This window comes from Alteraquisediminimonas sediminicola, assembly GCF_019740335.1.
Classification (GTDB): domain Bacteria; phylum Pseudomonadota; class Alphaproteobacteria; order Sphingomonadales; family Sphingomonadaceae; genus Alteraquisediminimonas; species Alteraquisediminimonas sediminicola.
Genome location: NZ_JAHXZS010000001.1, coordinates 945,731 through 971,458, shown reverse-complemented (window position 1 = coordinate 971,458; position 25,728 = coordinate 945,731). Strand labels below are relative to the sequence as shown.

Genomic DNA, 25,728 nt, shown 5'->3' with positions numbered 1-25,728 from the left:
TTACCCCTCTATCTTGCTGAAATCGGCGACATTATGCACGGCGTCGCGGAAGCGGACCAGTAAATTTAAACGGAATGCGCGTTTGTCCGCATCCGGATCGTTGACCATAACGGCATCGAAGAAATGGTCGATCGGCGCGCGCAAGGAAGCGAGCGCGGTCATCGCGGCTTCGAATTGTTCGGCCTCGACCGCGATCCGCGCCTGTGGTTCGGCGCTATTCAGGGCATCGAGCAGGGCGCTATCCGCCGGATCGAGTTCGGGCGGGCTAGCCGGGGCGTTTGGCACATCTTCCTTTTTCAGGATATTGGCCGCGCGCTTGTAACCGGCGAGCAGGTTTGTGCCATCATCGGTCGCGACGAATGCCTGCAACGCATGGACGCGGGCGAGCAGACGGACGAGATCGTCTTCAAAGCCCAAGGCCGCGACCGCGTCGATCAGGTCGTGACGGACGCCCGCTTCTTTCTGCTGGACCTTGAGGCGGTCCACCATGAAATCGAGTACGCCATTTTGCCCCGCGTTGATGTCGTTCAACGGGAAACGAAGCCCATTGGTTTCGATCAGGCTGATCACGCCAAGAGCCGAACGACGCAGCGCGAACGGGTCTTTCGAGCCGGTCGGCTTTTCATCGATGCGGAAGAATTCATTGAGGCTGTCGAGCTTATCCGCCAGCGATACCGCGACCGTGATCGGGTCGGTTGGGACAATATCGCCTTGGCCGACCGGCTTGTAATGATCGCGCACGGCGTTCGCGACTTCCGGCTTTTCGCCTTGGGCGGCGGCATAATAGCCGCCCATCACGCCCTGCAATTCGGGGAATTCGCCGACCATGCCGGTGACGAGATCGGCCTTCGCCAGACGCGCGGCGCGTTCGGCGTCATCGGGGTTTGCACCCTTGACGATGTCCTGTTCGACCAGCCAGCGGGCGAGCTTGGCGACCCGGTCCACCTTGTCGGCGACGGTGCCGAGCTTGTCATGGAACACGATGTCGGCCAGTTTTTTCGCCTGTGCATCGAGCGCGATCTTCAGATCCTGTTCGTAGAAGAATTTCGCATCCGACAGCCGGGCGGCCAGCACCTTTTGATTGCCCGCGACAATCGCCGCGCCACCATCCAATGCGTTGATATTGGCGGTGCAGACAAAGGCGTTCGCCAGCTTGCCCGCCGTATCGCGGCAGATGAAATATTTCTGGTTGATGCGGGCGGTGAGCTGGATCACTTCTTCCGGCACCTGCAAGAAGCTCTCATCAAAGCGACCGAGCATCGGCACCGGCCATTCGGTCAGCCCGGCATTTTCAGCAACCAGACCTTCGTCCTCGACCAGCACAAGCCCCGCCGCAGCGGCAGCCTTGGCTGCGCCGTCGCGGATGATGTGCTGGCGTTCTTTCGGATCGAGAATGACATGATCGGCGCGCAGCTTCATCGCATAATCCGCCGCATTGCCGATGGTGACCGTGCCGGAAGAATGGAAGCGATGGCCGACGGTCGTGTAGCCGGATTGGATGCCGTCGATTTCCAGCGGGACGAGATCATCCCCCAACAAAGCGATGATGCCCTGCAACGGGCGGACCCAGCGCAGGGATTCGGTCGAGGCACTCGGCCCGCCCCAGCGCATCGATTTGGGCCATGGGAAGGCGCGGATGATGGCGGGTACGGCCTCGGCCAGCACATCCGCCGTCTTGCGGCCCGGCTTGTCGAACACGGCGAATAGCACGAGATTGCCCTTGCCGTCGTCGCGTGTCTCCAATTGGTCGCGGGTGAGGCCGGTGGAGCGCAGGAAACCGGCCAGTGCCTGTTCCGGGGCATCGGCGCGCGGGCCTTTGCGTTCTTCGCGCACAGCCTCGGTTTCAAGCGGCAGGTTGCGGGCGATGAGCGCGAGGCGGCGCGGGGTCGCATAGCTTTCGATGCTCGCGGCCTTCAGCCCCGATTTGGCGATTTCATCGGCGAACAGTCGCGCGAGATCGGCTGCGGCCTTGGCCTGCATCCGGGCGGGGATTTCTTCCGAGAGAAGTTCAAGCAGGAAGTCGGTCATGATCAGGCCTCCCACCCGTTATGCGCCATCCATGCGGCACAGGCGCCCTTGGTCAATTCGCGCACGCGGCCAATATAGGCCTGACGTTCCGCGACCGAGATGACGCCACGTGCTTGCAGCGTGTTGAAGATATGGCTTGCCTTGATCGCCTGATCATAGGCAGGCAGCGGCAGGGGCTTGTCGCGATCGAGCAGCGCCTTGCATTCTTCGGCGGCCATGTTGAATGCCTTGAACAAGGTGTCGGTGTTCGCGGCCTCGAAATGATAGGCGCTGAACTGACGCTCATTTTCGAGGAAGACGTCGCCATAGCTTACGCCATGATCGTTGAACGCGAGGTCGTACACATTGTCCACGCCTTGGATATACATGGCGAGGCGTTCCAACCCATAAGTGATTTCGCCCGCGACCGGCTTGCAATCAAAGCCGCCGACCTGTTGGAAATAGGTGAACTGAGTCACTTCCATGCCATCACACCAGACTTCCCAGCCAAGTCCCCATGCACCGAGCGTCGGGCTTTCCCAATCGTCTTCGACAAAGCGAATGTCATGCAGCATCGGATCGATGCCGATGGCTTTCAGCGAGCCGAGATAGAGTTGCTGGATATCGCCGGGGGAGGGCTTCAGGATCACCTGATATTGGTAATAATGGCCGAGCCGGTTCGGATTTTCGCCATAGCGGCCATCGGTCGGGCGGCGGCTCGGCTGCACATAAGCGGCGTTCCAATGGCCGGGGCCAAGCGCGCGCAACGTGGTCGCCGGGTGGAACGTGCCTGCGCCCATTTCCATGTCATAGGGCTGCAGGATGACGCAGCCCTGTTTGCTCCAATAATCATGGAGGGTGAGGATCAGATTTTGGAAACTGAGCGGCGTACCGGTGTCCACGATGAACCCTTCGCAATGACGGAAATTATTTGGCATTGCCTTTGGCGGATGGGGTGCGCAGGGTCAAGTCGGCATCGGGTGCAAATGGCCATTGCGGCGGCAGTGCTTTGCGCCGTAAGCATGGGCGCATGAAATGGAAAACCCTGTTGAGCGTCGCGTTGCTGGCCATTGTTCCGGCGAGTGCTGTCGTATTCGCCGATAATGTCGCGAATGGCGTGGCGACCAAGTCGCAAGTCCCGGCGCGGGCCAAGCCGACATTGCGGTCGAATGGCAATGTTTTGATGCGGCTGGAACGCGCAAGGCCGGGTTTGTGGCTATTGTCCGATCAGGATACGAAAATCTGGCTGTTCGGCACGGTCCATGTCCTGCCGGAACATACCAAATGGCGCAGTCGGGTGCTGGATCAGGCGATGGCGGAGTCGCAGGAACTCGTGCTGGAAATTGCACCCGACAAGATGAAGGACGGCAGTGCCGGGGTGGCGATGCTGCAATTGGGGGTGAGCGACGGCCTGCCGCCGATCCGTGCGCGCGTGCCTGTCGATAAGCAACAGATGCTGGTCAGCATGATCGGCCAGAGCAAACTGCCCGAAGCGTTGTTTGATCGGCTGGAAAGCTGGGCCGCGGGCTTTACATTGGTGGGCGTGCAATTTGCCCAGCTTGGTCTGGTGTCGGGTAGCGGGGTGGAGGATGCGTTGGCGATGCGGTTCCAGCAAGCGGGCAAGCCGATTGCCGGGCTGGAAACGCCGATCGAGCAATTGGGCTATTTCGACGGGCTGAGCGAGGATAGCCAGCGGATGTTTCTCGCGTCGATGCTGGAAGATCCGACGGAATTGCGCGGCGAGTTCGATGCGATGCTGGCGGCATGGGCGCGGGGCGATGAACGCGCCATCATGGCCAGTTTCGACGAAGAGGCGAATCTGACGGCGGAATTGCGGACGGTGCTGCTCAACAAGCGCAATGCGCGTTGGGCGGACTGGCTGGCCAAAAGGATGGATAAGCCGGGGACTGTGATGGTCGCCGTGGGGGCCGGGCATTTGGCCGGGCCGCAATCGGTACAGGCGATGTTGCAGCAGCGCGGGTTGGCGACCAAGCGGGTGCAGTGATTTGTATACGCCCTCAAGCGCCAAGCGCCTGAGGGCGTATATCAAAAACGCTTAATCGAAATCATACGCCCGTTCGCCGTGGCTGTGGAGATCGAGGCCGTCATATTCGGCCTCTTGATCCACCCGCATGTCGATGAACAACGACACGACCCATGCGATGGCGGCGCTCATGACCGCCGACCAAAGCGCGACGATAGCGACAGCAATGAACTGCGCGATGAATTGCGACCCCATCGTGACCTGTCCTTCAAAACCCGGACCGCCAAAGGCCGGGAAGGCGAAGACCGCGAGCAGGAGCGAACCCAGCATGCCGCCGACACCGTGGACCGCAAAGACGTCGAGCGAATCGTCGACGCGGAAGCGGTGTTTGACCAGTTGCACGCAGTAAAAGCACAACACGCTGCCAATCGCGCCCAAGGCGATGGCGCCCATTGGGCCGACATAGCCTGCCGCAGGCGTAATCGTCGCAAGGCCCGCCACTGCGCCGGTGACGATGCCGATGCTGGTCGCCTTGCCGATTTTCACGCGTTCAATCGCGATCCAGATGAGCGCGGCCATGCTGGCGGCGAGATGGGTGTTGAGGATCGCGGTGGCGGCGCTGTCGCTCGCACTCAGGGCCGAGCCGCCGTTAAAGCCGAACCAGCCGAACCACAGCATGCCCGCACCGACCATCGTCAGGGCCGGGCTATGCGGCGGGATGATGTGATTATGTTTGAAGCCGTGGCGCGGGCCGATCAGCAGGGCCGTGACCAGCGCCGAAACGCCTGCGGTGGTATGCACGACGATGCCGCCCGCAAAATCGAGCGCGCCGAGATTGGCGAGCCAACCGCCGCCCCAGACCCATTTGCACACGGGGATGTACACGAGCAGCATCCACAATGTGGAAAAGGCCATGACCCAGCCAAAGCGCACGCGTTCGACGAACGCGCCGATGAACAGCGCCGGGGTGATGATCGCGAAGGTCATCTGGAACAGCACGTAAACGGTTTCGGGAACGGTTGTCCCGGCCCGTATTTCTGTCAAATTCGCGAGGAAAGCGTTGGAAAGACCGCCGATAAAGGGCGACCCATCGGCAAAGGCGAGGCTGTAGCCGCACACCGCCCAGATCAGCGAAGCCGCGCAGCAAATGGCGAAGCACTGGACGATGATCGACAGGAAATTGCGCGCGCGCACCAGGCCGCCGTAAAAGAGCGCAAGGCCGGGCAGCGTCATGAACAGCACCAAGGCGCTAGCGGTCAGCAGCCATGCGGTGTCGCCGCTATTGACCGGGGAAGGCAGGGGGGTGCTCGCCTGCGCCTGCGCAATTGCCGGCAGGGTGATGGGCAACAGCCCGGCGATATTCCGTAAAGATTTGACCATCGATGTTGCTCCCCTCGCCCGCCGGATTCCTGAACTGGTCGGTTGGCCGCCTTTACTGGCAAAGCCGGGGGGATGGCAATCGGTTGTTTAAGGGGACGACTTCGCCTTTATATCAGGTGGATCAGTTCCAGCCTTCCAGCACCTGATCGGGCGGGCGGTGGCCGTCTTTCCAGCTTTGGATATTGGCGATGACGCGGGCGCCGCTTGCCGCCCGGCCCTCGAACGTGGCGGAGCCGATATGCGGCAACAACACGACATTGTCGCAGGCCAACAGGCGCGGATTGACGGCGGGTTCATGTTCGAACACATCAAGCCCGGCCCCGGCAAGCTGGCCCATTTCCAATACCTCGATCAAGGCGGCCTCATCGACGATTTCGCCGCGCGCGGTGTTGATGAGATAGCCGTCGCGGCCAATCAGGCGAAGCCGTTCGGCGGTCAGCAAATGATGGGTGGCGGGGGTGTGCGGGCAGTTGACCGTGACGATGTCGCTATCGGCCAGCATTTCATCAAGATCGGCGACATAGCGCGCGCCGAGTGTTTTTTCGACCGCCTCGGGCAGGCGGTGGCGGTTGTGATAGAGGACATTCAGATCAAAGGCGCGGGCCTGACGCGCGATGGTCTGGCCGATCCGGCCCATGCCGATGATGCCCAATGTCTTGCCCTGAATGCGGTGGCCGAGCATGCCGGTCGGCGCCCAGCCACGCCAATTGCCGGAATGCACGACGCGACTGGCTTCGGCAATGCGACGCGGGACGCAGAGGATCAGCGCCATCGCCATTTCCGCCGTGTCCTCGGAATACGCGCCGGGGGTGTTGGTGACGATTACCTTGTGTTCTCGGGCGGCGTGGAGGTCGATATGATCGATGCCTACCCCGAAATTGGCGATCAGCTTCACCCGATTGCCGGGCGCAGCGATCAATTCGGCATCAATGTCATCGGTAAGGGTCGGCACCAGCACATCCGCGTGCTGCATTGCATCGCGCAATTGTTGGCGGGTGAACGGCTTGTCATTGGGATTGAGGATGGTGTCGAACAGCTCGACCAGCCGCCGCTCCGTTTCCGGGAGCAACTGGCGCGTGACAATGACTTTGGGTCGGGCGGGTCGATCAGCGCATATCATGGGGCAGACGATTGATCGTTCGGCCCGCGCCCGTCAAGGGGGTGGGTGCAGGTGGCAATCTGCACCACTTTGATCTCGACGCTTACTGACAAGGTTGATAGCTTCTGCCGTCTGTGTTTAAGGCTTTGCTTTGAGACTGCGGTGGGCAGATGCGCCGGTCGAACGGCGATCAGATCAAAGGGGGCAGCGTCAAGCGGCCATGTACAAGATGTTCGGGATCAAGCGCTTGGGATATTATCTGTCGCTGCTGTTGGCGGTGGTGGTATTTGCCATGCCGCAACCTAGCCTGGCCGAGGTGCGTAACCCTCCTTATTGGGTGTCGATTGCAGCCGGTCAGGCGCGGATGCGCACGGGGCCGGGGCGCAGTTTTCCCGCCACATGGCTGTATCAGCGTCGCGATCTGCCGGTCAGGGTGCTGGAGATTTATCCGAATTGGCGCAAGGTCGAAGACCCGGATGGCGCAAAGGGTTGGATCCAATCCAATTTGTTGAGCGAAAAGCGCACGGCAATGGTGCGCGGCGGTGTTGTCGCGATGCGCGAAGCCCCCAATCCATCGGCAAAGATTTTGTGGCGGGCGGCGCCGGGCGTGATTGGCCGGGTGACCAAATGCCAGTCGTCTTATTGTGAATTCGATGTGTTGGGCAAAATCGGCTATGTCGAGATCGCGTCCCTTTGGGGGATCACGCCGGGTGAGGCGATTGATTGAGCGCGCGTATCGATTTAATATTATATCTCCATGTTCAATCTGATGATGCGCCACATTCGATCCGGGCGCGGAATCTCATCGTGACAAATCTCATAGTGACAGGGGCTGGACCTCGGGTCTAATAACCCGATGTTCATCATACTGGATGCATGAAGTGCGCCAAGCTATGGTGCTGCAACAGTTTTTAACCTATCCGGGCGACGGAATCGCAACAGGAATCCTTGTTTATGACCGATAGCATGACGCTTGACATCGACCCGCAGGATTCTTCGGCATCATTTGCCGGGGTCAGCGGCCTGTCGGTTGAGAATATCGCGAAGTCCTATGACAAGCGCCGGGTGTTGTCGGATGTGTCGCTGTCGGTCGCGCCGGGCGAAGTGGTGGGCTTGCTGGGGCCAAATGGCGCGGGCAAGACCACGTGCTTTTATTCGGTCATGGGATTGGTCAAGCCGGATGCCGGTCGGATCTGGCTGGATGGGCAGGATATTACCGATCTGCCAATGTATCGCCGTGCAATCCTTGGCCTTGGGTATCTGCCGCAGGAAACGTCGATTTTTCGCGGGCTGACGGTCAGCCAGAATATCGAGGCCGTGCTGGAAACGGCAGAGCCGGACCCGGTACTGCGCGGGGAGCGGCTGGATCATTTGCTGGCGGATTTCCATCTGGAGCGGTTGCGCGATGCGCCGGCCATGGCGCTGTCGGGTGGGGAGCGGCGTCGGTGCGAAATCGCCCGCGCCTTGGCCGCCGATCCGTCGATCATGTTGCTCGATGAGCCGTTTGCAGGGATCGATCCCTTGTCGATCGCGGACATTCGCGAACTGATCAAGGCGCTCAAAAAACGGGGGATCGGCGTACTGATCACCGATCATAATGTGCGTGAAACCCTTGATATTGTTGATCGCGCCTGCATCATTTACGGCGGCACCGTCTTGTTCGCGGGTAGCCCGGAAGATCTGGTCGCCAATGAAGATGTGCGTCGTCTTTATCTGGGCGAGGGTTTCAGTCTCTGACCATGAAAATGGGGCCTCGCCTCGACCTGCGGCAAAGCCAGTCGCTGGTAATGACGCCGCAATTGCAGCAGGCCATCCGCTTGTTGGCCTTGTCCAATCTTGAAATCGAGAGTTTCATTGCTGAGGAGCTGGACAAGAATCCGTTGCTCGAAATGGCGCGGGATGAGCAAGCGCCAACTGCGGATGCGAGAGATACGGATAGCGGCGATTTAGGCGAGGCGGCGGCCCGCGATGGCTTTGAGGGCCATGAGGGGATTGACGGCGATCTTGCACCTGCCGAGCCGCAAAGCGCGGACCGGCTGCTGGAACAGGGTGCCGAGGCGGGGGATGCGCCGCTGGATGTCGATTTTGACAGCGAAACCTTCATGCATGACAGCAATGCCGACATGGGGCGCGGTCAGGATGGCGGCCTGTCGATGGAGGGCGGAGTCTCCGGTGTTGGGGGCGGTGATGACGGCGTCGATTTCGACAGCTTTGCAGGTGCCAGCCTGTCATTGCATGATCATTTGCTGATGCAGGCAGGGCAAAGTCTGGATGAACCGGTGTTGTCCGTGGCGCGCGGGTTGATCGATCAGATCGACGAGGTCGGATATTTTACCGGATCGGTGTTGGAGATGTCGCAGCGGTTGGATGTGCCGGGGGTGCTGGTTGAGCAGGCTTTGGCGGCGGTGCAGGGGTTTGATCCGGCGGGCGTCGGGGCGCGTTCCTTGGCCGAGTGCATTGCGATTCAGGCGCGCGAGGCGGATCGTTATGACCCGGCGATGGCGCGGTTGATCGAAAATCTCGACCTGCTGGCAGAGGGTAAGCTTAGCCAGCTCAAGCGCATTTGCGGTGTCGATGATGAGGATCTTGGCGATATGGTGCGCGAATTGCGCGGCTATGATCCCAAGCCGGGATTGCGATTTTCGGCGGAACGGACCGAGGCAATTACGCCCGATATTTTCGTGGCCAAGACCAAGCAGGGCTGGGCGATTGAGTTGAACAGCGCCAGCTTGCCGCGCGTGCTGGTCAACCGTAGCTATTATGCGGAACTGAGCCGGGATGCGCAGGACAAGACATCCAAGGCGTGGCTGTCCGATTGCCTGACTAACGCCAATTGGCTGATCAAGGCGCTCGATCAGCGGGCGCGGACGATCGTCAAGGTCGCGACCGAGATTGTGAAGCAGCAAGAGGGGTTCTTCCTCAACGGGGTGGAGCAATTGCGCCCAATGACCTTGCGGACGGTGGCAGAAGCGGTGGAGATGCATGAATCCACCATCAGCCGAGTGACGTCGAACAAATATCTGTCCTGCGCCCATGGTATTTTCGAGCTGAAATATTTCTTCACCAGCGGCATTGCATCCGCCGATGGTGGCGAGGCGGTGTCGGCGGAGACGGTCAAGAGCCATATCCGGGCGTTGATCGCCGCCGAGGATGCCAAAGCGATCTTGTCGGATGACAGTTTGGTGGACCTGCTGCATGCCAAGGGCTTTGATCTTGCGCGGCGCACTGTCGCCAAATATCGCGAGAGTCTGGGGCTGGGGTCGTCCGTCCAACGGCGGCGGCAAAAAGCGATCAGCGCCAAGGCCGGCTAGGTAAAGGGCACGGCTTGCGGTCGTGCGGGTGCCGCGCTATCCCCTTTAATAAATTATTGGGGGACAAAGCAGATGGTTGCAGGCGGGATGTTCCTGCATCTCGCCGTATCGACGGTGATGGTGTTGGTGACAGTGACCATCCACGGGGCCGGGTTGGCGCTGCTGGCATGGCTGGTGCGCAACGAAACGCAGTCCGAACGCATTCATCATGTGCCGAGCATGTCTTCACGCGGATTGCTGTGGACCTTTGGACTGGTGATCGGCCTGTTTGTGCTGCACGGCATTGAAATCTGGCTTTATGCCGCCCTTTTTATGGCATTGCAGGCGGTCGGCGATCTTGAAACTTCGGTCTATTTTTCGACCATCAGCTATTCCGGCGTCGGCTATGACGATGTCTATATCACGCCCCAATGGCGGATGCTGGCGGCAATTGAGGGGATCAACGGGGTGTTGTTGCTCGGTTGGTCGACGGCGTTTTTCCTGACGGTGGTGGCGCGTATACGGCGGGATTAAGCGGGTGTGCTGAGATTAAAGGCGACCCGGGTGAATTAAAGGCCTAGCTGTGTCATCGGGCATGACGCCCATGAAGGAATATCTCGTGGCCAAGTCACAGAAGAAATCCAACCGGGAAGTACGCAAACCCAAGGCCGAAAAGGCCCCCAAGCAGAATGCGTCCAACCCATCGACCAAGGCGGGCGTTGTCGCCGGATTGGATAATTTCAAGCGTTAAGCAGGTGCGGATGCCGCCCCCCTCCCGTTTGCACGGGAAGGGGGAGCGGTGTTTTTATTCCGCAGGGAGGTAGATTTCCCCGCCCTTTTCTTTGAACTGCTCGCTCATTTTTTGCATGCCCGCTTCGGCATCGGTCGCATCGCCGGTGGCGGCGATGAAGGCGTCTGCCGATTGATTCTGCTTGGCGGCGAATTCGCGGACTTCCTGACTGATTTTCATCGAGCAGAATTTCGGCCCGCACATCGAGCAGAAATGCGCGGTCTTTGCCCCTTCGGCGGGCAAGGTCTGGTCGTGATATTGTTCCGCCGTATCCGGATCGAGGCTGAGGTTGAACTGATCGCGCCAGCGGAATTCGAACCGCGCCTTTGACAAAGCATCGTCGCGGACCTTGGCCGCCGGGTGGCCCTTGGCAAGATCGGCCGCATGGGCGGCGAGCTTGTAGGTGACGACGCCGACTTTCACATCGTCGCGATCCGGCAGGCCGAGATGTTCCTTCGGCGTGACATAGCACAGCATCGCCGTGCCATACCAACCGATCATCGCCGCGCCGATGCCGCTGGTGATGTGATCATAACCCGGCGCGATGTCGGTCGTGAGCGGCCCCAAGGTATAGAAGGGTGCTTCGCCACAGCTTTCCAACTGCTTTTCCATATTTTCCTTGATCTTGTGCATCGGCACATGGCCGGGGCCTTCGATCATGACCTGCACATCCTGTTCCCATGCCCGCTTGGTCAATTCGCCAAGGGTGTAGAGTTCGGCGAATTGCGCTTCGTCATTGGCATCGGCAATCGAACCCGGACGCAGGCCATCGCCGAGCGAATAGGCGATGTCATAGGCCTTCATGATTTCAGTGATGTCGTCGAAATGCTCGTACAGGAAGCTTTCCTTATGATGCGCGAGGCACCATTTCGCCATGATCGACCCGCCGCGCGAGACGATGCCGGTGACGCGCTTGGCCGCGAGCGGCACATAAGGCAGGCGCACGCCCGCATGGATGGTGAAATAATCGACGCCCTGTTCGGCCTGTTCGATCAAGGTGTCGCGGAAGATTTCCCATGTGAGGTCTTCGGCCACGCCGCCGACCTTTTCCAGCGCCTGATAAATCGGCACGGTGCCGATCGGCACAGGCGAATTGCGGATGATCCATTCGCGCGTGTCGTGGATGTTGCGGCCTGTGGACAAGTCCATCACCGTGTCGGCACCCCAGCGGATCGACCAGACCATCTTGTCGACTTCGTTCGCGACATCGGACGCGACGGCGGAATTGCCGATATTGGCATTGATCTTCACCAGGAAATTGCGGCCAATGGCCATCGGTTCCGATTCCGGGTGGTTGATATTGTTCGGGATGATCGCGCGGCCACGGGCGATTTCGTCGCGTACGAATTCCGGCGTGACATAATCGGGGATCGATGCGCCGAAGCTTTCGCCATCGCGAATATATTCGGCCAACCGTGCGCGGCCGAGATTTTCGCGTTCGGCGACATAGATCATTTCCGGGGTGATGATGCCTTTGCGGGCATAATGCATCTGGCTGACGTTCGCGCCCGGCTTGGCGCGCAACGGGCGGCGGACGACATGGGGGAAGGGCTGCACCCCGCCCGAGCGATCCGGGCCAAGCTGGCCATTATCTTCCGGCTTTTGCGCGCGGCCATCATAGGCCTCGACATCGCCACGTGCCATGATCCAGTCGCGCCGCAACGGGGACAGGCCCGCCGAAATGTCGATCTGGACATTGCTATCGGTATAAGGGCCGGAGGTGTCATAGACGCGGATCGGCGGTTCACCTGATGAGGCTTCAAGGCTGATTTCGCGCATCGCGACCAAGACGTCCGCGTTGCCATTGGCGGGCACGTGGATCTTGCGGCTGCCGCGAATGGGGCCGGTGGTGACGCCGATTTCTGCCTTGGCGGGAATATCTGCCATGTGGTCGCTCCTCAATTCAATGTCGGAAGCGAGAGTGCGGTTGCTATAGCCGCTCCCTCCCTCCGCCCGCATCAACGGGATCAGGTTCAGCGGGTCGTATGGCGCTACCCATACCTCTCAGTCGCCAATATTCCAGATGCAATGTCGCATGGAATGATGGCCCTATTTCTAGGGCAGACTCCCCGGGGAACGGCCTTCATAGCGGAGGTCGCGGGAAAGCGCCAAGGGCTAATTCAGAAATGTGCCGGGATTAAGCCTCGTTCCCTCATCCTCGTCATTCCCGCGAAGGCGGGAATGACGAAGATGAGAGCGGGGTGGAGGCCGGGGGTGGCGAAGGGTGGCGGGCGAGGGGGATGACAGCGCTATTGTTTAGTTTTCCGCCACCCATGTCGCGACTTGGGCGGCGACGGCGTTGGCCGCGGCCTCAATCGCCTTGGCGGCGAGTTGTGGTTTGGACAGATTGGCCGGGGTGCGATGTTCGAAACGGCGGCTGCGGACCGCGACATCGGTCGGGCCGGTCAGCGTGGCGTCGAAGATCACCACGGCCTCATTCGTCGCATGGTCGAGACCGAACATCGTAAGTTCGCCGCCCAAACGCGGGCCGTCGGTGCTGCCTGCCTGACGCGCGGGCAGGGCGACGATTATAAGCGGGACGGTGCTATTTTGCGCGGTGATGGTTTCGGCGATCAGGCGCTGGAACAATGGCGCGGGCGTATCGACCCATGCGGTGTTCGGCAAATAGGCGACACCGTTCGGGGCGTTGATCACCGGGATGCGGCTCGTCGCGAGCAGGCGTGGCTGGGTGGGCAGGGTCACCGAGATGAGCTTGCCCGCCGCGACAGACTGGCCCGCATCCGCCGGGCGGTGTTGGCTGGCGGCGAGGTTGAACAGATATTGCGGCGGTTTGACGCTGCTGCCCAGACCGATGCAGGCGGTCAGGCTGGTGAGCGCGGCCAGGCTGAACAGAGTTTGCGAAAAGCGCATCGGGGAAAATCCTCTGGCGATCATGGTTTGTAATCCGGCAATTGCTTGCCGTTGATGATGCTGCCGGCGCCGCGTTCATCGAGCTGGGTCGTGATCGAGCGTAGCGATTCGGTCGTGGCTTGCAGATCGCGGATCAGCTGATTGGCCTCGGGCAGGGTTTCATTCGACAAGGTTCGCATGCCGGGGCGGGCTTCGGTCACCGCCTGATCGAGATTGGCCATGCTGCGTTCGGCGGTGGCCAATGTCTTGCGCAGGTCCGCCAGCATCGGGCGACCGTCTTTGTCGAGCAATTCATTGGTGGTGCCGGCGAGTTTGCCCAATTGTTCGGCGGCGATGCCTGCCTGTTTGATCGTGGCGCGGGCGTCGTTCAGCGTGGCGGCAACTTCTGGCCCCTGTTTGGCCAAGGCTCCGGTGAACTGATCCATATTGGCGAGGATGCCGCGAATGCTGCGCTGATTTTTTTCGGCCAGCAATTCGTTCAGCCGTTCGGTCAGGGTCGAAAAGCGTTCGAGCAATTGCGGCGCGTTGTTGAGCAGCGCGCCAAGGCCGACTTGACGGGTCGGGATCACCGGCACGCCATAAGGGCCGGGTTCAGTGAGCGTGGCCGCGCCTTTGAGTGAGCCTTCAAGCTGGATTTGCGACACGCCGGTAAAGCCGACGCCCTGAATGGCCGCCGTGGTGCCGATGGTGATCGGCACAGCCTCGTCAATCGAGATGCGGACGCGCACGAATTGTGGGCTTTCCGGCATGATCGCGATTTTCTTGACCTGCCCGACCGGCACGCCGTTGAAGGCGACGGACGAGCCTTTCGCCAGCCCATCGACCGATTGGTTGAAGAGGACGTCGAATTCCTTCGCCTCGCTATCCGACACGCGGGCGAGCCACACGGTAAAGGCGACAAGCACAGCCAGCAAAGCGAGGACGACGCTGCCGACGAGAATCTGGTTCGACCGGGTTTCCATCAGTCCTGTGTACTCCTTTGCGGCGTGTGCCGGTCAACTGCTGCGGTGGCGGCGCGTCCGCGCGGGCCGTTGAAATATTCCTGTATCCATGGATGGTTGAGCGCCATCAATTCCGGAATCGTCCCCACGGCCACGACCTTGCCATCAGCCAGTACGGCCACCCGGTCGCAGATTGCGTAGAGCGTATCAAGATCATGGGTGATGAGGAAGACCGTCAGGCCCATCGCCTGTTTTAGTTCGAGGATCAATTCATCAAAGGCCGCAGCGCCAATCGGGTCCAGCCCGGCGGTTGGTTCATCGAGAAATAACAGATCTGGATCGAGCGCAAGGGCGCGAGCAAGGCCCGCCCGCTTGCGCATCCCGCCGGAAAGCTGGGATGGATATTTGGGGCCAGCCTCCGCCGGAAGGCCGGTCATCACCACCTTATAGGCGGCGATCTCGTCGAGTAGTTTTTCGCTGATTTGCGGGTAGAATTCGCGGATCGGCACTTCGACATTTTCGGCGACGGTGAGGGTCGAAAACAATGCGCCGCCCTGAAATAACACGCCCCAGCGTTTGCGCACCCGCCAGACATCTGCATCCGCGCGGCCCAGCATATGTTCGCCAAAGACGGTGATTTCACCGGCGGTTGGTTCTTGCAGGCCGATGATCGAGCGCATCAGCACCGATTTGCCGGTGCCGGAACCGCCGACCACGCCGAGAATTTCGCCGCGATAGACATCGAGGTCGAGTGCTTCATGCACCACCTGCTCATCGAACACATTGCGCAGGCCGGAGACGCGGATGATGGGTTCTGGCGCGGCCATCAATTCCACCCGATGCTGGAAAAGAACACGGCGAAGAACGCATCCAGCACGATCACGAGGAAGATCGCCTGCACCACGGCGGCGGTAGTTTTGAGGCCGACCTCTTCGTTATTGCCATGGACCTGCATCCCTTGAAAGCAGCCGGAAATCGCGATGATCGCGCCGAAGACCGGGGCCTTGATCAGCCCGACCCACAAATCGGTGATCAGCACCACTTCGCGCAGGCGCTGGATGAAGGTGATCGGCGGGATTTCGAGATCGATCCAGCAGAACAGCCCGCCGCCGATGATCGTGATGATCGAGGCGTAAAAGCCGAGCAGCGGCATCAAGATGATGGTCGCGAAGATGCGGGGGAGGACCAATGCCTCCATGGGCGAGACGCCGATGGTCCGCATCGCGTCGATCTCTTCCGCCAGCTTCATAGAGCCGATTTGCGCGGCAAAGGCCGAGCCGGAGCGGCCCGCCACCATGATCGCGGTCATGAGAATGCCGAGTTCGCGCGTGGTCAGGCGACCGATCAGGTTGATGGTGAATACCTCGGCCCCGAATTGGCGCAATTGCACCGCGCCTTGCTGGGCGATGACGATGCCGATCAGGAAGCTCATCAAGCCGACGATGGCAAGCGCCTGCACCCCGACGGTTTCGAAGCGATGGACGATGGCGTTATAGCGCAGGCGCGACGGGTGGCGCAGCACGCTGCCAAAAGAGATCATCACCGCGCCGAAAAAGCCGAGCAGGCCTTTGAGCGTGTGCAGCGCCTGCAAGGTGGCGGTGCCGATTTCGGCGAGGACGCGTTGATAAGGGACGGTGTGATCGGGGTGGATTTGCACCGGTTGATCCGCGCGACGGACCTGCCCCAAGAGCCTTGCCACATCGCCGACATCGCCTGTGACCGGCACATCCCGGCGTTTTTGCATGCGGTGGATGATCCATGCACCGATGGTGTCGATCCGTTCGATCTCTTGCAGGTCGATATGATCATATGGGACATCGAGCCGGTCGAGATCGTCGCCGACAGACCCCATACCCGCCAAGGTCATGGTGCCGGACAGGCACAGGACGGGCCGTCCTTCACGTTCTTCGATCCGATATGCCGCACTACTCGTCATGCGACAGGTGAATGGGCCAAATTTGTTGGGGCGGCAATATCTTTGTGGGGGTTGGACTGGCTCTTTATGGGGTTTGGCGTGGCGGATTCATGTGGCCGGGCGTGATGTAGCGGGGCGATGCCCTTGCCATTTGGGGGTGCTTTGCCTAACAGGGCGCGATTTTGGCCCGCAGATCGGGCCTTGGTATAACGCATAGGGAGTTTCATGGCACGGATCGTGATGAAATTCGGCGGCACCTCGATGGCGGGGATCGAACGGATCCGCACCGTCGCCTCGCTGGTCAAGCGGGAAGTGGACGCCGGTAATGAAGTCGCCGTGGTCGTTTCCGCCATGTCGGGGGAAACCGACCGGTTGGTGAATTTCTGCCGCGAGGCATCGCCTTTGTACGACACGAAGGAATATGACGTTGTCGTATCTTCGGGCGAACAGGTGACGGCGGGCTTGCTCGCGCTGACCTTGCAAGCGGCGGGCGTTTCCGCGCGCAGCTGGCTCGGCTGGCAATTGCCGATTGCGACCTCCGATGCCCATGCATCGGCGCGGATCGAGGCGATCAACGCCGATAAGCTGGGCGCGGCGATGGCGAGCGGTCAAGTGGCGGTGATCCCCGGTTTTCAGGGCATGACCGAAGACGAGCGCGTGACGACCCTTGGTCGCGGCGGTTCGGATACATCGGCAGTCGCGGTGGCGGCGGCGATCAAGGCGGATCGTTGCGATATTTATACCGATGTCGATGGCGTTTACACCACCGACCCGCGCATCGTGCCAAAGGCGCGCAAGCTGAATTATGTCACTTATGAAGAGATGCTCGAATTGGCGAGTGTCGGCGCGAAGGTGCTTCAGACCCGTTCGGTCGGGCTGGCGATGAAGGAAAAGGTCCGCGTGCAGGTCCTGTCCTCCTTTGTTGAACCGGGCCAAGCGCCCAAACCCGGCACGTTGATCGTGAGCGAAGACGAAATCGAGGATACGGATATGGAACGGCAATTGATCACCGGCGTGGCCTATGACAAGAATGAGGCCAAGATCACCCTCATCAGCGTGCCGGATCGTCCCGGCGCGGTGGCGACCATCTTTGGTCCGCTGGCCGATGCCAGCATCAATGTCGATATGATTATCCAGAATATCGCCCATGACCAAGGGTCGACCGATGTGACCTTCACGGTCCCTGCCGCCGAACTGACCCGCGCGATCGACGTGCTGGAAAAGGCCAAAGCGACCATCGGCTATGAAAAGATCCTGCAAGACCCGAAGGTCTGCAAGGTATCGGTCGTCGGTGTCGGCATGCGCAGCCATGCCGGTGTCGCGAGCGACATGTTCAAGGCGCTGGCCGAACGCGGGATCAACATTCAGGCGATCTCGACCTCGGAAATCAAGGTCAGCGTGCTGATCGATGCCGATTTCACCGAACTCGCGGTGCGCGTGCTGCACACTGCTTATGGCCTTGATGCCGAGGAAACCGCCGCTTGAGCAAGATGCAGGAATTGATGGCGCGGGGCACGGCCCTGCTGGGCAGCGAATATGCGATCCTTGGTGGCGCGATGAGCTGGATTTCAGAGCGGCACCTTGTGTCGGCTTTGTCCAATGCCGGTGCGTTCGGCGTCATCGCCTGCGGTGCCATGCCGCCTGAATTGCTCGACAAGGAAATCGCCGCGACCAAGGCGATGACCGCCAAGCCGTTCGGCGTGAACCTTATCACCATGCACCCGCAGCTCGATGAACTGATCGATATCTGCGGCAAGCATCAGGTGAGCCATGTCGTGCTGGCCGGTGGCTTGCCGCCGACGGGGTCGATTGATCGGATCAAGGGTCATGGCGCCAAAGTCTTGTGCTTTGCTCCGGCGCTGGCGCTGGCGAAGAAGCTGATGCGTTCGGGCGTCGACGGGATCATCATCGAGGGCATGGAAGCCGGTGGTCATATTGGCCCGGTATCGACTTCGGTGCTGGCGCAGGAAATCCTGCCCGCCATCGCCGATGACGTTCCGGTGTTCGTCGCTGGCGGCATTGCGACCGGCGAGATGATCGCGGCCTATCTCGAAATGGGTGCGGCGGGCGTGCAGCTTGGCACGGCCTTTGTTTGCGCGACCGAGTGCATTGCGCATCCGGCGTTCAAGAAGATGTTCCTGCGCGGCAATGCCCGCGATGCGATTGCCAGCGTGCAGATTGATCCGCGCTTGCCGGTGATTCCGGTTCGGGCGTTGAAGAATGCCGGGACCGATGCGTTCAACACCAAGCAGCGCGAAGTCGCGCAAAAGCTGGATGAAGGCACGATCGACATGGGCGAGGCCCAGTTGGAGATCGAGCATTTCTGGGCAGGCGCGCTGCGTCGCGCGGTGATCGATGGCGATGTCGAAAACGGGTCCGTCATGGCGGGCCAGTCTGTCGGCATGGTCAAGGCGGAAGAGCCGGTCGCGGATATCGTTGCGCGCTTGGTGCGTGAAGCCGAAGCGGCGTTGCTTCGTTAAGTCGTTTCTTTGTTTTAGCCTCAAGCGCCGGGCGCGGGCATCCGCCCGCTTGGCTACGCCGCAATAAGCGGCGGCGCCCATTCGCGCTTGCGGCACTGCGTGCCGTTGGTTTTTGTTTAGCCTCAGTCGCCGGCGCGGGCATCTGCCCGCTTAGGCTTTCCTCGCAATAAGCTCGGGCGCGCGTTCGCGCTTGCGGCACTGCGTGCCGTTGGTGGCAATTACCAAGGGGTGACCTTGTTATCCCCCACCAACGGCGGCATCGCCGCCGCAAGGCCGAACGGCCGCCGCGCCTTATTGGCGCGAAAGCCAAGGCGACGGATGTCGCCGCCCGGCGCTTGAGGGGCTAAACAAAAAACCTGTTAAACGGCACGTTTGACAGAAGCAGCATAGAGCGCGATGGCGGCGGCGTTGGAGACGTTGAGGCTTTCGACCTGCGGGCTGATCGGCAGGCGGGCGAGGACGTCGCAATGTTCCATCACGTTGCGGCGCATGCCTTCGCCTTCTGCGCCGAGGACGATGGCGATCTTGCCATTGCTCAGGGCCGAATCGAGGGTTTGCTCGGTCGCGCCGGTCAGGCCGATGCGCCAATAGCCTGCATCGCTGATCTCATCGAGCGCTCGCGCAAGGTTCACCACCCGCACCCATGGCACGATTTCCAGCGTACCGGAGGCCGATTTGGCGAGCGAACCCGATTCGGGCGGAGCATGGCGATCCTGCGTGATGATGCCCAGCGCATCAAATGCCGCAGCTGAGCGCATGATCGCGCCGACATTATGCGGATCGGTGACCTGATCGAGAATGATCAGCGGGCGATTCGAATCCTTACCCTGAATCAGCAGGTCGCCCAGCCAGATGTCATCCAGCGGCTCCACCTCGATCACCAGCCCTTGATGCGGGGCATCAGACGGCACGAGACGCGCCAAATCGGCGGCCTGCATATATTCGACAGGCATGCTTGCGGGCAGGCTGAGCGGCTCTGCAGCCTCTCTGGTGCACCAGATGCGCCGGACGACCCGGTCTGGATTGGAAAGTGCCGCAGTGACGGCGTGGCGACCCCAAAAGCGTGGACGTCCGGTGGGGGATTGTGACGGACGGTGACCTTTTCTGCTCATAGCGCGCCTTTTCCACGGGATGGCATTGACAGGCAAGCGCTCAATTGCCATTGAGCCGCCACCACGTCGCATGAATCGATGCGGCAACACCTTTGGACAGGTGGCCGAGTGGTTAATGGCAGCAGACTGTAAATCTGCCCGCGTGAGCGTACGCTGGTTCGAATCCAGCCCTGTCCACCACCCCCTTTGAGGGGTTCACGCCCCGAGGGGCGATATTTCATCATGTCGCACAACTTTGGGGATGGCGAAGGGCCGCAAGGGACCTTGTCGCCATTGTACGCGACGATGTGCCGTCAAGGTGCGATAGCGGCGCGCATGACCCCCTATTCGATTTTGAGGCGCTTTGAGGCGTTGTTGACCATTTTGGGCAGGGTGAGCCGCAATACGCCATTTTCGCATGTGGCCTTGGCATTGGCCTGATCGACGGTGGCAGGCAATGTGAAGGTGCGTGACACCGCCCCATAATAGCGTTCGGAGCGCAGGATGCGATCAGTGTCGGCATCCTTGTCCTGATCATGCTGTTTCATTTCGGCGCTGATGGTGACGGTGTTGCCGTCGACCGAGACGTTGATGTCGTCCTTGCGCACGCCGGGGATATCGGCCTTGACGATGAAGTCGTTGCCGCATTCCTTGACATCGACCTTGATCTGGTCGGGCGAGGGCAGGGGGTCGCCGTGCAATGGGTGGACGAAATAGCCCAAGGGCGAATCACGGAAGAATTCATCGAGAAATTTTGTGCTGCTGACCAACGGATTCATGGTGGCTCTCCTTGCTATGCCAATAAGCGCGATATTGGCGAATATGGGTGCGACCGGCCGGACAGTTGCGGCTTATGTTCTGTGGGTGTGAATAGCGGGAAATTTGGGGGTGCTTCTCTTGGCATTTCTACTTAGGGCCTGACCCTAGCGTGCGTGCGCGCTATGAGGGGCGTGTGAGCAAGAGATTAGGTGGAGGTTTGCCGTGTTGAACTGGTCCGATATTTTGGTATTTGCCCGCGAAGGCGCGCCTGCGCCCGACCGCCGCGATGAACGCAGCGATGAAGAATGGCAGGCGGTCTTGTCGCCCGAGCGTTATCATGTGCTGCGCCAAGCCGGGACCGAGCGGCCGTTCAGCTCGGAAATGTGTTCGAAGTTCGAGCCGGGCCTTTATGGTTGCGGCGCGTGCGGCACTTTGTTGTTCGATGCGCAGGAAAAATTCGAATCAGGGACCGGTTGGCCGAGCTTTACCCAGCCGGTGGCCGAGAATGCGGTCGCCTATCATCTGGACAATAGCTATGGCTGGGAACGGATCGAGGCCGTGTGCAATTGCTGTGGGTCGCATCTGGGGCATGTGTTTCCCGATGGCCCGGCACCGTCCGGTCTGCGCTATTGCATGAACGCGCTGGCCCTTGAGCGGGTGAAGGGTTAAGGGGCGGGTCGGATTATTAATTCCTTCGACCGCACAGGATTTTCATGCTTCCGGGGCTTTCTCTTTATCTCGACCTGATCCGATTGCTGGCATCGATCGAGGTGTTCGCCTTTCATCTTGGCGTATTCGGGATGTTGGGGGTGGGGCGGTCATTTTGGAACGCCTATGGCCATGAGGCCGTCACCATTTTCTTTGTGATGTCGGGTTTTGTGATTCGCCATGCGGTGAGCAAGCCTAATGTGACGTTGCGCGATTTTTCGGTGAACCGGATCAGCCGGGTCTATGCGGTTGCGCTGCCGTGTCTGATCCTGACCTTGTTGTTCGACTGGCTGGGCCGGGGGGCGTTGCCTGCATTGTACAAAGGCATGGTGCTTGCCGGGCCGCCGTTGCAGATCGCGGGCATTGGCGCGTTGATGCTGAACGAGAATTGGGGATCGACATTGATGTTGTCGAACGTCCCTTATTGGTCGATTTCATACGAATTCTGGTATTACTGGATTTTCGCGGCGCTGTTTTTCTGCACGGGCTGGGTACGCTGGCTGTGGGCGGCGGTGTTTGTCGCGATTGCGGGGCCGAATATCATGCTGATGTTCCCGATCTGGGCGATGGGCTGGTGGGCCTATCGCTGGCGGGCGGGCAAGCCGGTGGCGACCTGGCTCGGTTGGTTGTTGTTCCTGCAGCCGGTGGTCGTGTTTTTTCTCTATGCGAAATTCCACTGGATCATGTGGAGCCGGGATTTGCTGGTGCCGATCATTGGGTTTCATGAATGGCATGTCGGCTTGGGCTTTTCGCGCTTTTTCGTCAGCGATCTTGCCTTAGGGGTCTGTGTCACCGCGCATCTGTTGGGCGCGCGGGCGATTTCGCCTGTGCTGGAGAAATTATTGACCCGATTTGGCGGGGCCATCCGGTCATTGGCGGGGCATAGTTTCACGCTGTATTTGCTGCATCAGCCCGCGATGTTGATGATCGGGGCGTTTGCGATCCCGCATGTCGGGCCCGAATATCGCGGCTGGTTGGTGGCGGGTCTGACCTTGCCGATTATCTGGGGCGTGTCGGTGGCGACCGAGATCAAGCGGGAGTGGCTGCGTGCGCCCTTATTGGCGGTGATCGATTTTATGGGACTGCGGTTGCGGCGCCTAAAAATAACCCAATAGGTTAAATATAACTTTCCAACAGCGCCTTATCGGCACTATCTCGCATTTATGACTTGTTTAGTCGTTCCCGACGTGGGGCGATGAAGCGGGGGGTGATGTGCGTTAGTGGCGAAAGGCGTAGGGCATGATGGAGCCGACCTATCAATTCCAGCGGGGCGAACCGATTGTGATCGGACGGCAATTGGTTGCCGGGGACCCTGCCGATTATGTGTTGCTGGCTGATCTGAAACCCGCAAAGGGGCGTTTGGTGCCGCCCGCCAATGTGCCGGCGGTGGCGCGATTTGCGGTGCAATTCGTGCCGGTTGTGGGTGACGCGCCCGCGCATTGGCTGATGACGCTGGATGCGGCGGTCTCCGCAGGCCTCGCGCCGGGCCAATATGTGACGGATGTGAAATTCACCCGTGCGGGCGCGACGGTGCAGATTAGCGACCCGGCGTTTATTCAACTCAATGAAAGCGTGAGTGGCTGAGATGGTGGTCACGACCGGATTTATCGCGCCTGAGGCGCTGATCACGATGTGGATGGGGGTGCCGTTGTCGCCATTGGCGCTGGCGCGGGGCGTGCGGGAACCGGCGGCGATCCCGGTGGTGATCGGGCCGCCCGGGGCGCGGGGCGAAATGGGGCCAAAAGGCGATGCGGGGGTGGCGGGGGCTGTTGGTCCGGCCGGTCCGCAAGGCCCGGTCGGTCCCATCGGCCCTGCCGGGGCAATGGGACCGCAAGGACCATCTGGCCCGGCTGGTGGACCTGTCGGTCCCGCAGGAGCGGATGGCGAGGTTGGCCCGCAGGGTCCGGCTGGGCCCATGGGACCTATCGGTCCTGTTGGTCCTGTCGGTGCAACGGGCGCGACTGGTCAGACCGGCCCGGCTGGACCCGCTGGAGCCGCTGGTCCAGATGGAGCCGCTGGCGCGGATGGGGCGGTAGGTCCCCAAGGTCCGGTTGGCCCGACCGGTCCCGCTGGTCCAGCCGGGGCAGATGGCTTGATTGGTCCCACCGGCCCCGCCGGTCCGACGGGCGCTACCGGCCTTACAGGCGCGACTGGTCCGCAAGGCCCCGCTGGCCCCAAGGGGGATAGCGCCGGGCTGCAAGACATTTTCATGATGATGGGGGCCTGACATGGCGACGACCTATAAGACACTGGGGCAATCGGCTCCGGGCGCGGCGGCGAATTCCGATCTTTATACTGTCCCAGCGGGCGCATCCGCCGTCTGTTCGACGCTGGCGATCTGCAATCGCGGGGTGTCGACGACCTTTCGCGTGGCGGTGCGGCCAGCGGGGGCGGCACTCTCGAACCAGCATTATATCGTCTATGACGGCGCGGTGAACCAATATGACACGGTGTTTCTGACGCTGGGGGTGACGCTCGCTGCCGGGGATGTGGTGACCGTTTATGCGGGTGCGGCCACGCTATCGTTTTCGCTGTTCGGTTCCGAGATCACCGCATGAGCATCCGCACGCTGCAATCATCGGCGCTGGGGCCGAGGCATTCGGTGGTGGCGGGCAGGTCCGGGGGTAATCCTTTTGCCGCGCCCGCGCCGATACTGCCTTGGGTGCGGAACCCTGCATGGGCGGCGCTGCCGGTCGTTGGCAATGCCGAGGAAAAGTTCGTCGGGGTGCATGCGGTCTGGAAAGACGGCAATTTCCTCGCGCTGTCGGCCACCGGCAATTATCGCGTCGATTGGGGCGATGGGGTGATCGAGACATTCGCCAGCGGGGTGCAGGCAAACCACCAATATAATTATGCTTCCGCCACGCTGACCGATAGCCCGATCACGTTCAGCGCGGCGGGCAGTACGGTTAATCGCGCGGACCATGGCTATGCCAATGGGCAGACGATTTCCTTTGCCGTCATCACGACGACCACCGGTATTGTCGCCGGGCAGGTCTATTATGTCGTCAATGCCAGCGCGAACAGTTTTCAGGTGGCGGCGACACTGGATGGCCCGGCGCTGGCATTGACGGGTGATGGCAGCGGCACGATCCTGCCGTATAAAACGGCGATTGTGGTGGTGACGCCGCAGGCCGGGCAGGTGTTGACGAGCGTCAACCTCAATTTGAAGCATAATCAGACGGGGTTGCAGGCGGGCTATAGTTCCGCCTGGCTCGATCTACTGATCAGCGGGCCAAACCTGACCTCGCTCCAGATCGCGGGTAATGCGGCGGGGCTGAACGTCAAGCATCACTTCCTTGAGCAGGCACAGTTGATCAGCACGAACAATATCGCGTCGATGGCCTATCTGTTCAACGATTGCCTCAAGCTGCAATCCGTGCCGATCTGGATCGCCAGTGCGACAGCGTTGTTGAATACCGCGAATATGTTCCAGAATTGCTATAGCCTTCAAACGGTGCCGCTATTCAGCACGAATGCGGTGACGAACATGTCGGCGATGTTCGCGAATTGCCTCAGCCTGCAAAACGTGCCGATGTTCAATACATCGGCGGCGACCAACATGTCGACCATGTTCCAGAATTGCTACAATATTCAGGCTGTGCCGCTGATCAATACGGTGCTGGTCACGAATATGTCGGCGATGTTTCAAAGCTGCGTCAGCCTGCAATCGGTGCCGTTGTTCAATACGCAGGCCGTGACGAATATGTCGACCATGTTTCAGGCGTGCGCCAGCCTGCAGACGGTGCCGTTGTTGAACACGGCGGCGGTGACGATGATGACGGCCATGTTTTATGGCTGTTCCAGCCTCCAGATTGTGCCGCCGCTGAATACGCAGGCGGTCACCAATATGTCGACCATGTTTCAGAATTGTTCAAATCTACAGATCGTGCCGCCGTTCAACATGGCATCGCTGGCGGTGGCGACCTTCATGTTCCAGAATTGTTTTAATCTTGAAACGGTGCCTTTGTTCAACCTCAAGACCATTGGCACGGTCGATCTGTCTTATATGTTTTATGGTTGCACCAGCCTGCAAACGGTGCCGCTGTTCAACACACAGGCGGTCACGAACATGGGCAATATGTTCCAAGGCTGCGTCAGTCTTCAGGCGGTCCCAGCCTTGAATTGCGCAACGGCGACCAGCCTTGCCAATATGTTTGCAGGCTGCGTCAGTCTCGTCTCGATCAAGCTCATCAATGTCAAAGTCACTATCTCGGTGGCGAGCTGCAAATTATCAGCGGCGGCGTTGGACGAGATTTATACCAACCTGCCAACCGTCACCGGGCAGACGATAACCGTGTCGGGCAATTGGGGGGCGACAGGTGATACGCCGAGCATTGCCACCGCCAAGGGCTGGACAGTCACTGGTTGATGTTGCTGTGGAGGCCAGTGCCCGCCCGTCCGGCGCGGTTG

General features: G+C 60.4%; 25 protein-coding genes, 1 tRNA gene and 1 riboswitch. Of the genes, 15 read left to right on the top strand and 11 right to left on the bottom strand.

What is annotated here, in order from left to right:
• A complete protein-coding gene (glyS, locus tag K6117_RS04835) occupies nucleotides 1-2,028 on the bottom strand; it encodes a glycine--tRNA ligase subunit beta (RefSeq protein WP_221792563.1) in 2,028 nt (675 codons plus the stop codon).
• A 2-nt stretch (nucleotides 2,029-2,030) separates the two neighbouring features.
• Nucleotides 2,031-2,909, bottom strand: coding sequence for a glycine--tRNA ligase subunit alpha (locus K6117_RS04830; RefSeq protein ID WP_343211743.1), 879 nt, complete (start codon nucleotides 2,907-2,909; stop codon nucleotides 2,031-2,033).
• Nucleotides 2,910-2,938: 29 nt separating this feature from the next.
• On the opposite strand from K6117_RS04830, the gene K6117_RS04825 reads away from it, so the two are divergent.
• Nucleotides 2,939-4,012, top strand: coding sequence for a TraB/GumN family protein (locus tag K6117_RS04825; RefSeq protein ID WP_221792561.1), 1,074 nt, complete (start codon nucleotides 2,939-2,941; stop codon nucleotides 4,010-4,012).
• 51 nt (nucleotides 4,013-4,063) lie between these two features.
• On the opposite strand, the gene K6117_RS04820 is transcribed toward K6117_RS04825, so the two are convergent.
• Together K6117_RS04820 and K6117_RS04815 are read right to left on the bottom strand one after the other, a co-directional pair.
• A complete protein-coding gene (locus tag K6117_RS04820) occupies nucleotides 4,064-5,371 on the bottom strand; it encodes an ammonium transporter (protein ID WP_221792560.1) in 1,308 nt (435 codons plus the stop codon).
• Nucleotides 5,372-5,492: 121 nt separating this feature from the next.
• On the bottom strand, nucleotides 5,493-6,491 hold the full coding sequence (locus K6117_RS04815) for a 2-hydroxyacid dehydrogenase (protein ID WP_221792559.1): 999 nt from the start codon (nucleotides 6,489-6,491) through the stop codon (nucleotides 5,493-5,495).
• A gap of 199 nt (nucleotides 6,492-6,690) precedes the next feature.
• Here K6117_RS04815 and K6117_RS04810 point away from each other — a divergent pair, with 199 nt between their 5' ends.
• The 5 genes from K6117_RS04810 to K6117_RS04790 all read left to right on the top strand — a co-directional run bounded on the left by K6117_RS04810 (nucleotide 6,691) and on the right by K6117_RS04790 (nucleotide 10,511).
• The gene (locus K6117_RS04810; RefSeq protein WP_246604806.1) at nucleotides 6,691-7,197 is read left to right on the top strand and encodes an SH3 domain-containing protein; all 507 of its coding nucleotides are present in this window, start codon (nucleotides 6,691-6,693) and stop codon (nucleotides 7,195-7,197) included.
• Nucleotides 7,198-7,436: 239 nt separating this feature from the next.
• Nucleotides 7,437-8,207, top strand: a complete 771-nt coding sequence (gene lptB, locus K6117_RS04805) for an LPS export ABC transporter ATP-binding protein (protein ID WP_246604890.1) — start codon at nucleotides 7,437-7,439, stop codon at nucleotides 8,205-8,207.
• A 2-nt stretch (nucleotides 8,208-8,209) separates the two neighbouring features.
• On the top strand, nucleotides 8,210-9,781 hold the full coding sequence (rpoN, locus tag K6117_RS04800) for an RNA polymerase factor sigma-54 (protein WP_221792557.1): 1,572 nt from the start codon (nucleotides 8,210-8,212) through the stop codon (nucleotides 9,779-9,781).
• Between the two features lie 72 nt (nucleotides 9,782-9,853).
• A complete protein-coding gene (locus K6117_RS04795) occupies nucleotides 9,854-10,294 on the top strand; it encodes an ion channel (protein ID WP_246604805.1) in 441 nt (146 codons plus the stop codon).
• A 61-nt stretch (nucleotides 10,295-10,355) separates the two neighbouring features.
• Nucleotides 10,356-10,511 carry a hypothetical protein gene (locus K6117_RS04790; protein ID WP_221792945.1) on the top strand — a complete coding sequence of 52 codons (156 nt, stop codon included), beginning with the start codon at nucleotides 10,356-10,358 and terminating at the stop codon, nucleotides 10,509-10,511.
• Between the two features lie 54 nt (nucleotides 10,512-10,565).
• On the opposite strand, the gene thiC is transcribed toward K6117_RS04790, so the two are convergent.
• The 5 genes from thiC to K6117_RS04765 form a co-directional block, all read right to left on the bottom strand.
• A complete protein-coding gene (gene thiC, locus K6117_RS04785) occupies nucleotides 10,566-12,437 on the bottom strand; it encodes a phosphomethylpyrimidine synthase ThiC (protein WP_221792556.1) in 1,872 nt (623 codons plus the stop codon).
• A gap of 40 nt (nucleotides 12,438-12,477) precedes the next feature.
• Nucleotides 12,478-12,632: riboswitch (TPP riboswitch) on the bottom strand.
• 174 nt (nucleotides 12,633-12,806) lie between these two features.
• Nucleotides 12,807-13,421, bottom strand: a complete 615-nt coding sequence (locus K6117_RS04780) for an ABC-type transport auxiliary lipoprotein family protein (protein ID WP_221792555.1) — start codon at nucleotides 13,419-13,421, stop codon at nucleotides 12,807-12,809.
• A 20-nt stretch (nucleotides 13,422-13,441) separates the two neighbouring features.
• Complete coding sequence (locus K6117_RS04775) at nucleotides 13,442-14,383, bottom strand: MlaD family protein (RefSeq protein WP_221792554.1); 942 nt, start codon at nucleotides 14,381-14,383, stop codon at nucleotides 13,442-13,444.
• The gene (locus tag K6117_RS04770; protein ID WP_221792553.1) at nucleotides 14,383-15,189 is read right to left on the bottom strand and encodes an ABC transporter ATP-binding protein; all 807 of its coding nucleotides are present in this window, start codon (nucleotides 15,187-15,189) and stop codon (nucleotides 14,383-14,385) included. Before K6117_RS04770 ends, K6117_RS04775 begins: the two co-directional genes overlap by 1 nt.
• On the bottom strand, nucleotides 15,189-16,298 hold the full coding sequence (locus tag K6117_RS04765; protein WP_221792552.1) for an MlaE family ABC transporter permease: 1,110 nt from the start codon (nucleotides 16,296-16,298) through the stop codon (nucleotides 15,189-15,191). Before K6117_RS04765 ends, K6117_RS04770 begins: the two co-directional genes overlap by 1 nt.
• A 204-nt stretch (nucleotides 16,299-16,502) precedes the next feature.
• Here K6117_RS04765 and K6117_RS04760 point away from each other — a divergent pair, with 204 nt between their 5' ends.
• Complete coding sequence (locus K6117_RS04760) at nucleotides 16,503-17,762, top strand: aspartate kinase (protein ID WP_221792551.1); 1,260 nt, start codon at nucleotides 16,503-16,505, stop codon at nucleotides 17,760-17,762.
• A 5-nt stretch (nucleotides 17,763-17,767) separates the two neighbouring features.
• Entirely contained in the window at nucleotides 17,768-18,757 is a 990-nt protein-coding gene (locus tag K6117_RS04755; protein WP_246604889.1) for an NAD(P)H-dependent flavin oxidoreductase, read from the top strand.
• 359 nt (nucleotides 18,758-19,116) lie between these two features.
• Here K6117_RS04755 and rlmB read toward each other — a convergent pair whose 3' ends face one another.
• Entirely contained in the window at nucleotides 19,117-19,869 is a 753-nt protein-coding gene (gene rlmB, locus K6117_RS04750) for a 23S rRNA (guanosine(2251)-2'-O)-methyltransferase RlmB (RefSeq protein WP_221792550.1), read from the bottom strand.
• Between the two features lie 94 nt (nucleotides 19,870-19,963).
• On the opposite strand from rlmB, the gene K6117_RS04745 reads away from it, so the two are divergent.
• A tRNA-Tyr gene (locus K6117_RS04745) sits at nucleotides 19,964-20,049 on the top strand.
• Nucleotides 20,050-20,192: 143 nt separating this feature from the next.
• On the opposite strand, the gene K6117_RS04740 is transcribed toward K6117_RS04745, so the two are convergent.
• Nucleotides 20,193-20,627 (bottom strand): Hsp20/alpha crystallin family protein, encoded by a 435-nt coding sequence (locus tag K6117_RS04740; RefSeq protein ID WP_221792549.1) that lies wholly within the window; start codon nucleotides 20,625-20,627, stop codon nucleotides 20,193-20,195.
• A 202-nt stretch (nucleotides 20,628-20,829) separates the two neighbouring features.
• Here K6117_RS04740 and msrB point away from each other — a divergent pair, with 202 nt between their 5' ends.
• From msrB to K6117_RS04710, 6 genes are all read left to right on the top strand, one after another.
• Entirely contained in the window at nucleotides 20,830-21,276 is a 447-nt protein-coding gene (gene msrB, locus K6117_RS04735) for a peptide-methionine (R)-S-oxide reductase MsrB (RefSeq protein WP_343211742.1), read from the top strand.
• Nucleotides 21,277-21,320: 44 nt separating this feature from the next.
• Nucleotides 21,321-22,430: an acyltransferase family protein gene (locus tag K6117_RS04730; protein WP_221792548.1), complete on the top strand. Its 1,110-nt coding sequence runs from the start codon at nucleotides 21,321-21,323 to the stop codon at nucleotides 22,428-22,430.
• A 124-nt stretch (nucleotides 22,431-22,554) separates the two neighbouring features.
• The gene (locus tag K6117_RS04725; protein WP_221792547.1) at nucleotides 22,555-22,899 is read left to right on the top strand and encodes a hypothetical protein; all 345 of its coding nucleotides are present in this window, start codon (nucleotides 22,555-22,557) and stop codon (nucleotides 22,897-22,899) included.
• Complete coding sequence (locus K6117_RS14535) at nucleotides 22,892-23,542, top strand: collagen-like protein (RefSeq protein WP_221792546.1); 651 nt, start codon at nucleotides 22,892-22,894, stop codon at nucleotides 23,540-23,542. The genes K6117_RS04725 and K6117_RS14535 overlap by 8 nt, the downstream gene beginning before the upstream one ends.
• Before the next feature lies 1 nt (nucleotide 23,543).
• A complete protein-coding gene (locus K6117_RS04715) occupies nucleotides 23,544-23,873 on the top strand; it encodes a hypothetical protein (protein ID WP_221792545.1) in 330 nt (109 codons plus the stop codon).
• Nucleotides 23,870-25,687, top strand: a complete 1,818-nt coding sequence (locus K6117_RS04710) for a BspA family leucine-rich repeat surface protein (RefSeq protein ID WP_221792544.1) — start codon at nucleotides 23,870-23,872, stop codon at nucleotides 25,685-25,687. The genes K6117_RS04715 and K6117_RS04710 overlap by 4 nt, the downstream gene beginning before the upstream one ends.
• Nucleotides 25,688-25,728 lie beyond the last annotated feature (41 nt).

Excerpts from the sequence above, each read along its gene's own strand:
- K6117_RS04740 (WP_221792549.1), bottom strand. The coding sequence starts at position 20,627 with ATGAATCCGTTGGTCAGCAGCACAAAATTTCTCGATGAATTCTTCCGT.
- K6117_RS04725 (WP_221792547.1), top strand. The coding sequence starts at position 22,555 with ATGATGGAGCCGACCTATCAATTCCAGCGGGGCGAACCGATTGTGATC.
- K6117_RS04770 (WP_221792553.1), bottom strand. The coding sequence starts at position 15,189 with ATGGCCGCGCCAGAACCCATCATCCGCGTCTCCGGCCTGCGCAATGTG.
- K6117_RS04775 (WP_221792554.1), bottom strand. The coding sequence starts at position 14,383 with ATGGAAACCCGGTCGAACCAGATTCTCGTCGGCAGCGTCGTCCTCGCT.
- K6117_RS04730 (WP_221792548.1), top strand. The coding sequence starts at position 21,321 with ATGCTTCCGGGGCTTTCTCTTTATCTCGACCTGATCCGATTGCTGGCA.
- K6117_RS04820 (WP_221792560.1), bottom strand. The coding sequence starts at position 5,371 with ATGGTCAAATCTTTACGGAATATCGCCGGGCTGTTGCCCATCACCCTG.
- K6117_RS04815 (WP_221792559.1), bottom strand. The coding sequence starts at position 6,491 with ATGATATGCGCTGATCGACCCGCCCGACCCAAAGTCATTGTCACGCGC.
- K6117_RS04765 (WP_221792552.1), bottom strand. The coding sequence starts at position 16,298 with ATGACGAGTAGTGCGGCATATCGGATCGAAGAACGTGAAGGACGGCCC.
- K6117_RS04810 (WP_246604806.1), top strand. The coding sequence starts at position 6,691 with ATGTACAAGATGTTCGGGATCAAGCGCTTGGGATATTATCTGTCGCTG.
- K6117_RS04795 (WP_246604805.1), top strand. The coding sequence starts at position 9,854 with ATGGTTGCAGGCGGGATGTTCCTGCATCTCGCCGTATCGACGGTGATG.
- thiC (WP_221792556.1), bottom strand. The coding sequence starts at position 12,437 with ATGGCAGATATTCCCGCCAAGGCAGAAATCGGCGTCACCACCGGCCCC.
- K6117_RS04715 (WP_221792545.1), top strand. The coding sequence starts at position 23,544 with ATGGCGACGACCTATAAGACACTGGGGCAATCGGCTCCGGGCGCGGCG.
- K6117_RS04790 (WP_221792945.1), top strand. The coding sequence starts at position 10,356 with ATGACGCCCATGAAGGAATATCTCGTGGCCAAGTCACAGAAGAAATCC.
- K6117_RS04780 (WP_221792555.1), bottom strand. The coding sequence starts at position 13,421 with ATGCGCTTTTCGCAAACTCTGTTCAGCCTGGCCGCGCTCACCAGCCTG.
- K6117_RS04760 (WP_221792551.1), top strand. The coding sequence starts at position 16,503 with ATGGCACGGATCGTGATGAAATTCGGCGGCACCTCGATGGCGGGGATC.
- rpoN (WP_221792557.1), top strand. The coding sequence starts at position 8,210 with ATGAAAATGGGGCCTCGCCTCGACCTGCGGCAAAGCCAGTCGCTGGTA.
- K6117_RS04710 (WP_221792544.1), top strand. The coding sequence starts at position 23,870 with ATGAGCATCCGCACGCTGCAATCATCGGCGCTGGGGCCGAGGCATTCG.
- glyS (WP_221792563.1), bottom strand. The coding sequence starts at position 2,028 with ATGACCGACTTCCTGCTTGAACTTCTCTCGGAAGAAATCCCCGCCCGG.
- rlmB (WP_221792550.1), bottom strand. The coding sequence starts at position 19,869 with ATGAGCAGAAAAGGTCACCGTCCGTCACAATCCCCCACCGGACGTCCA.
- K6117_RS04755 (WP_246604889.1), top strand. The coding sequence starts at position 17,768 with ATGCAGGAATTGATGGCGCGGGGCACGGCCCTGCTGGGCAGCGAATAT.
- lptB (WP_246604890.1), top strand. The coding sequence starts at position 7,437 with ATGACGCTTGACATCGACCCGCAGGATTCTTCGGCATCATTTGCCGGG.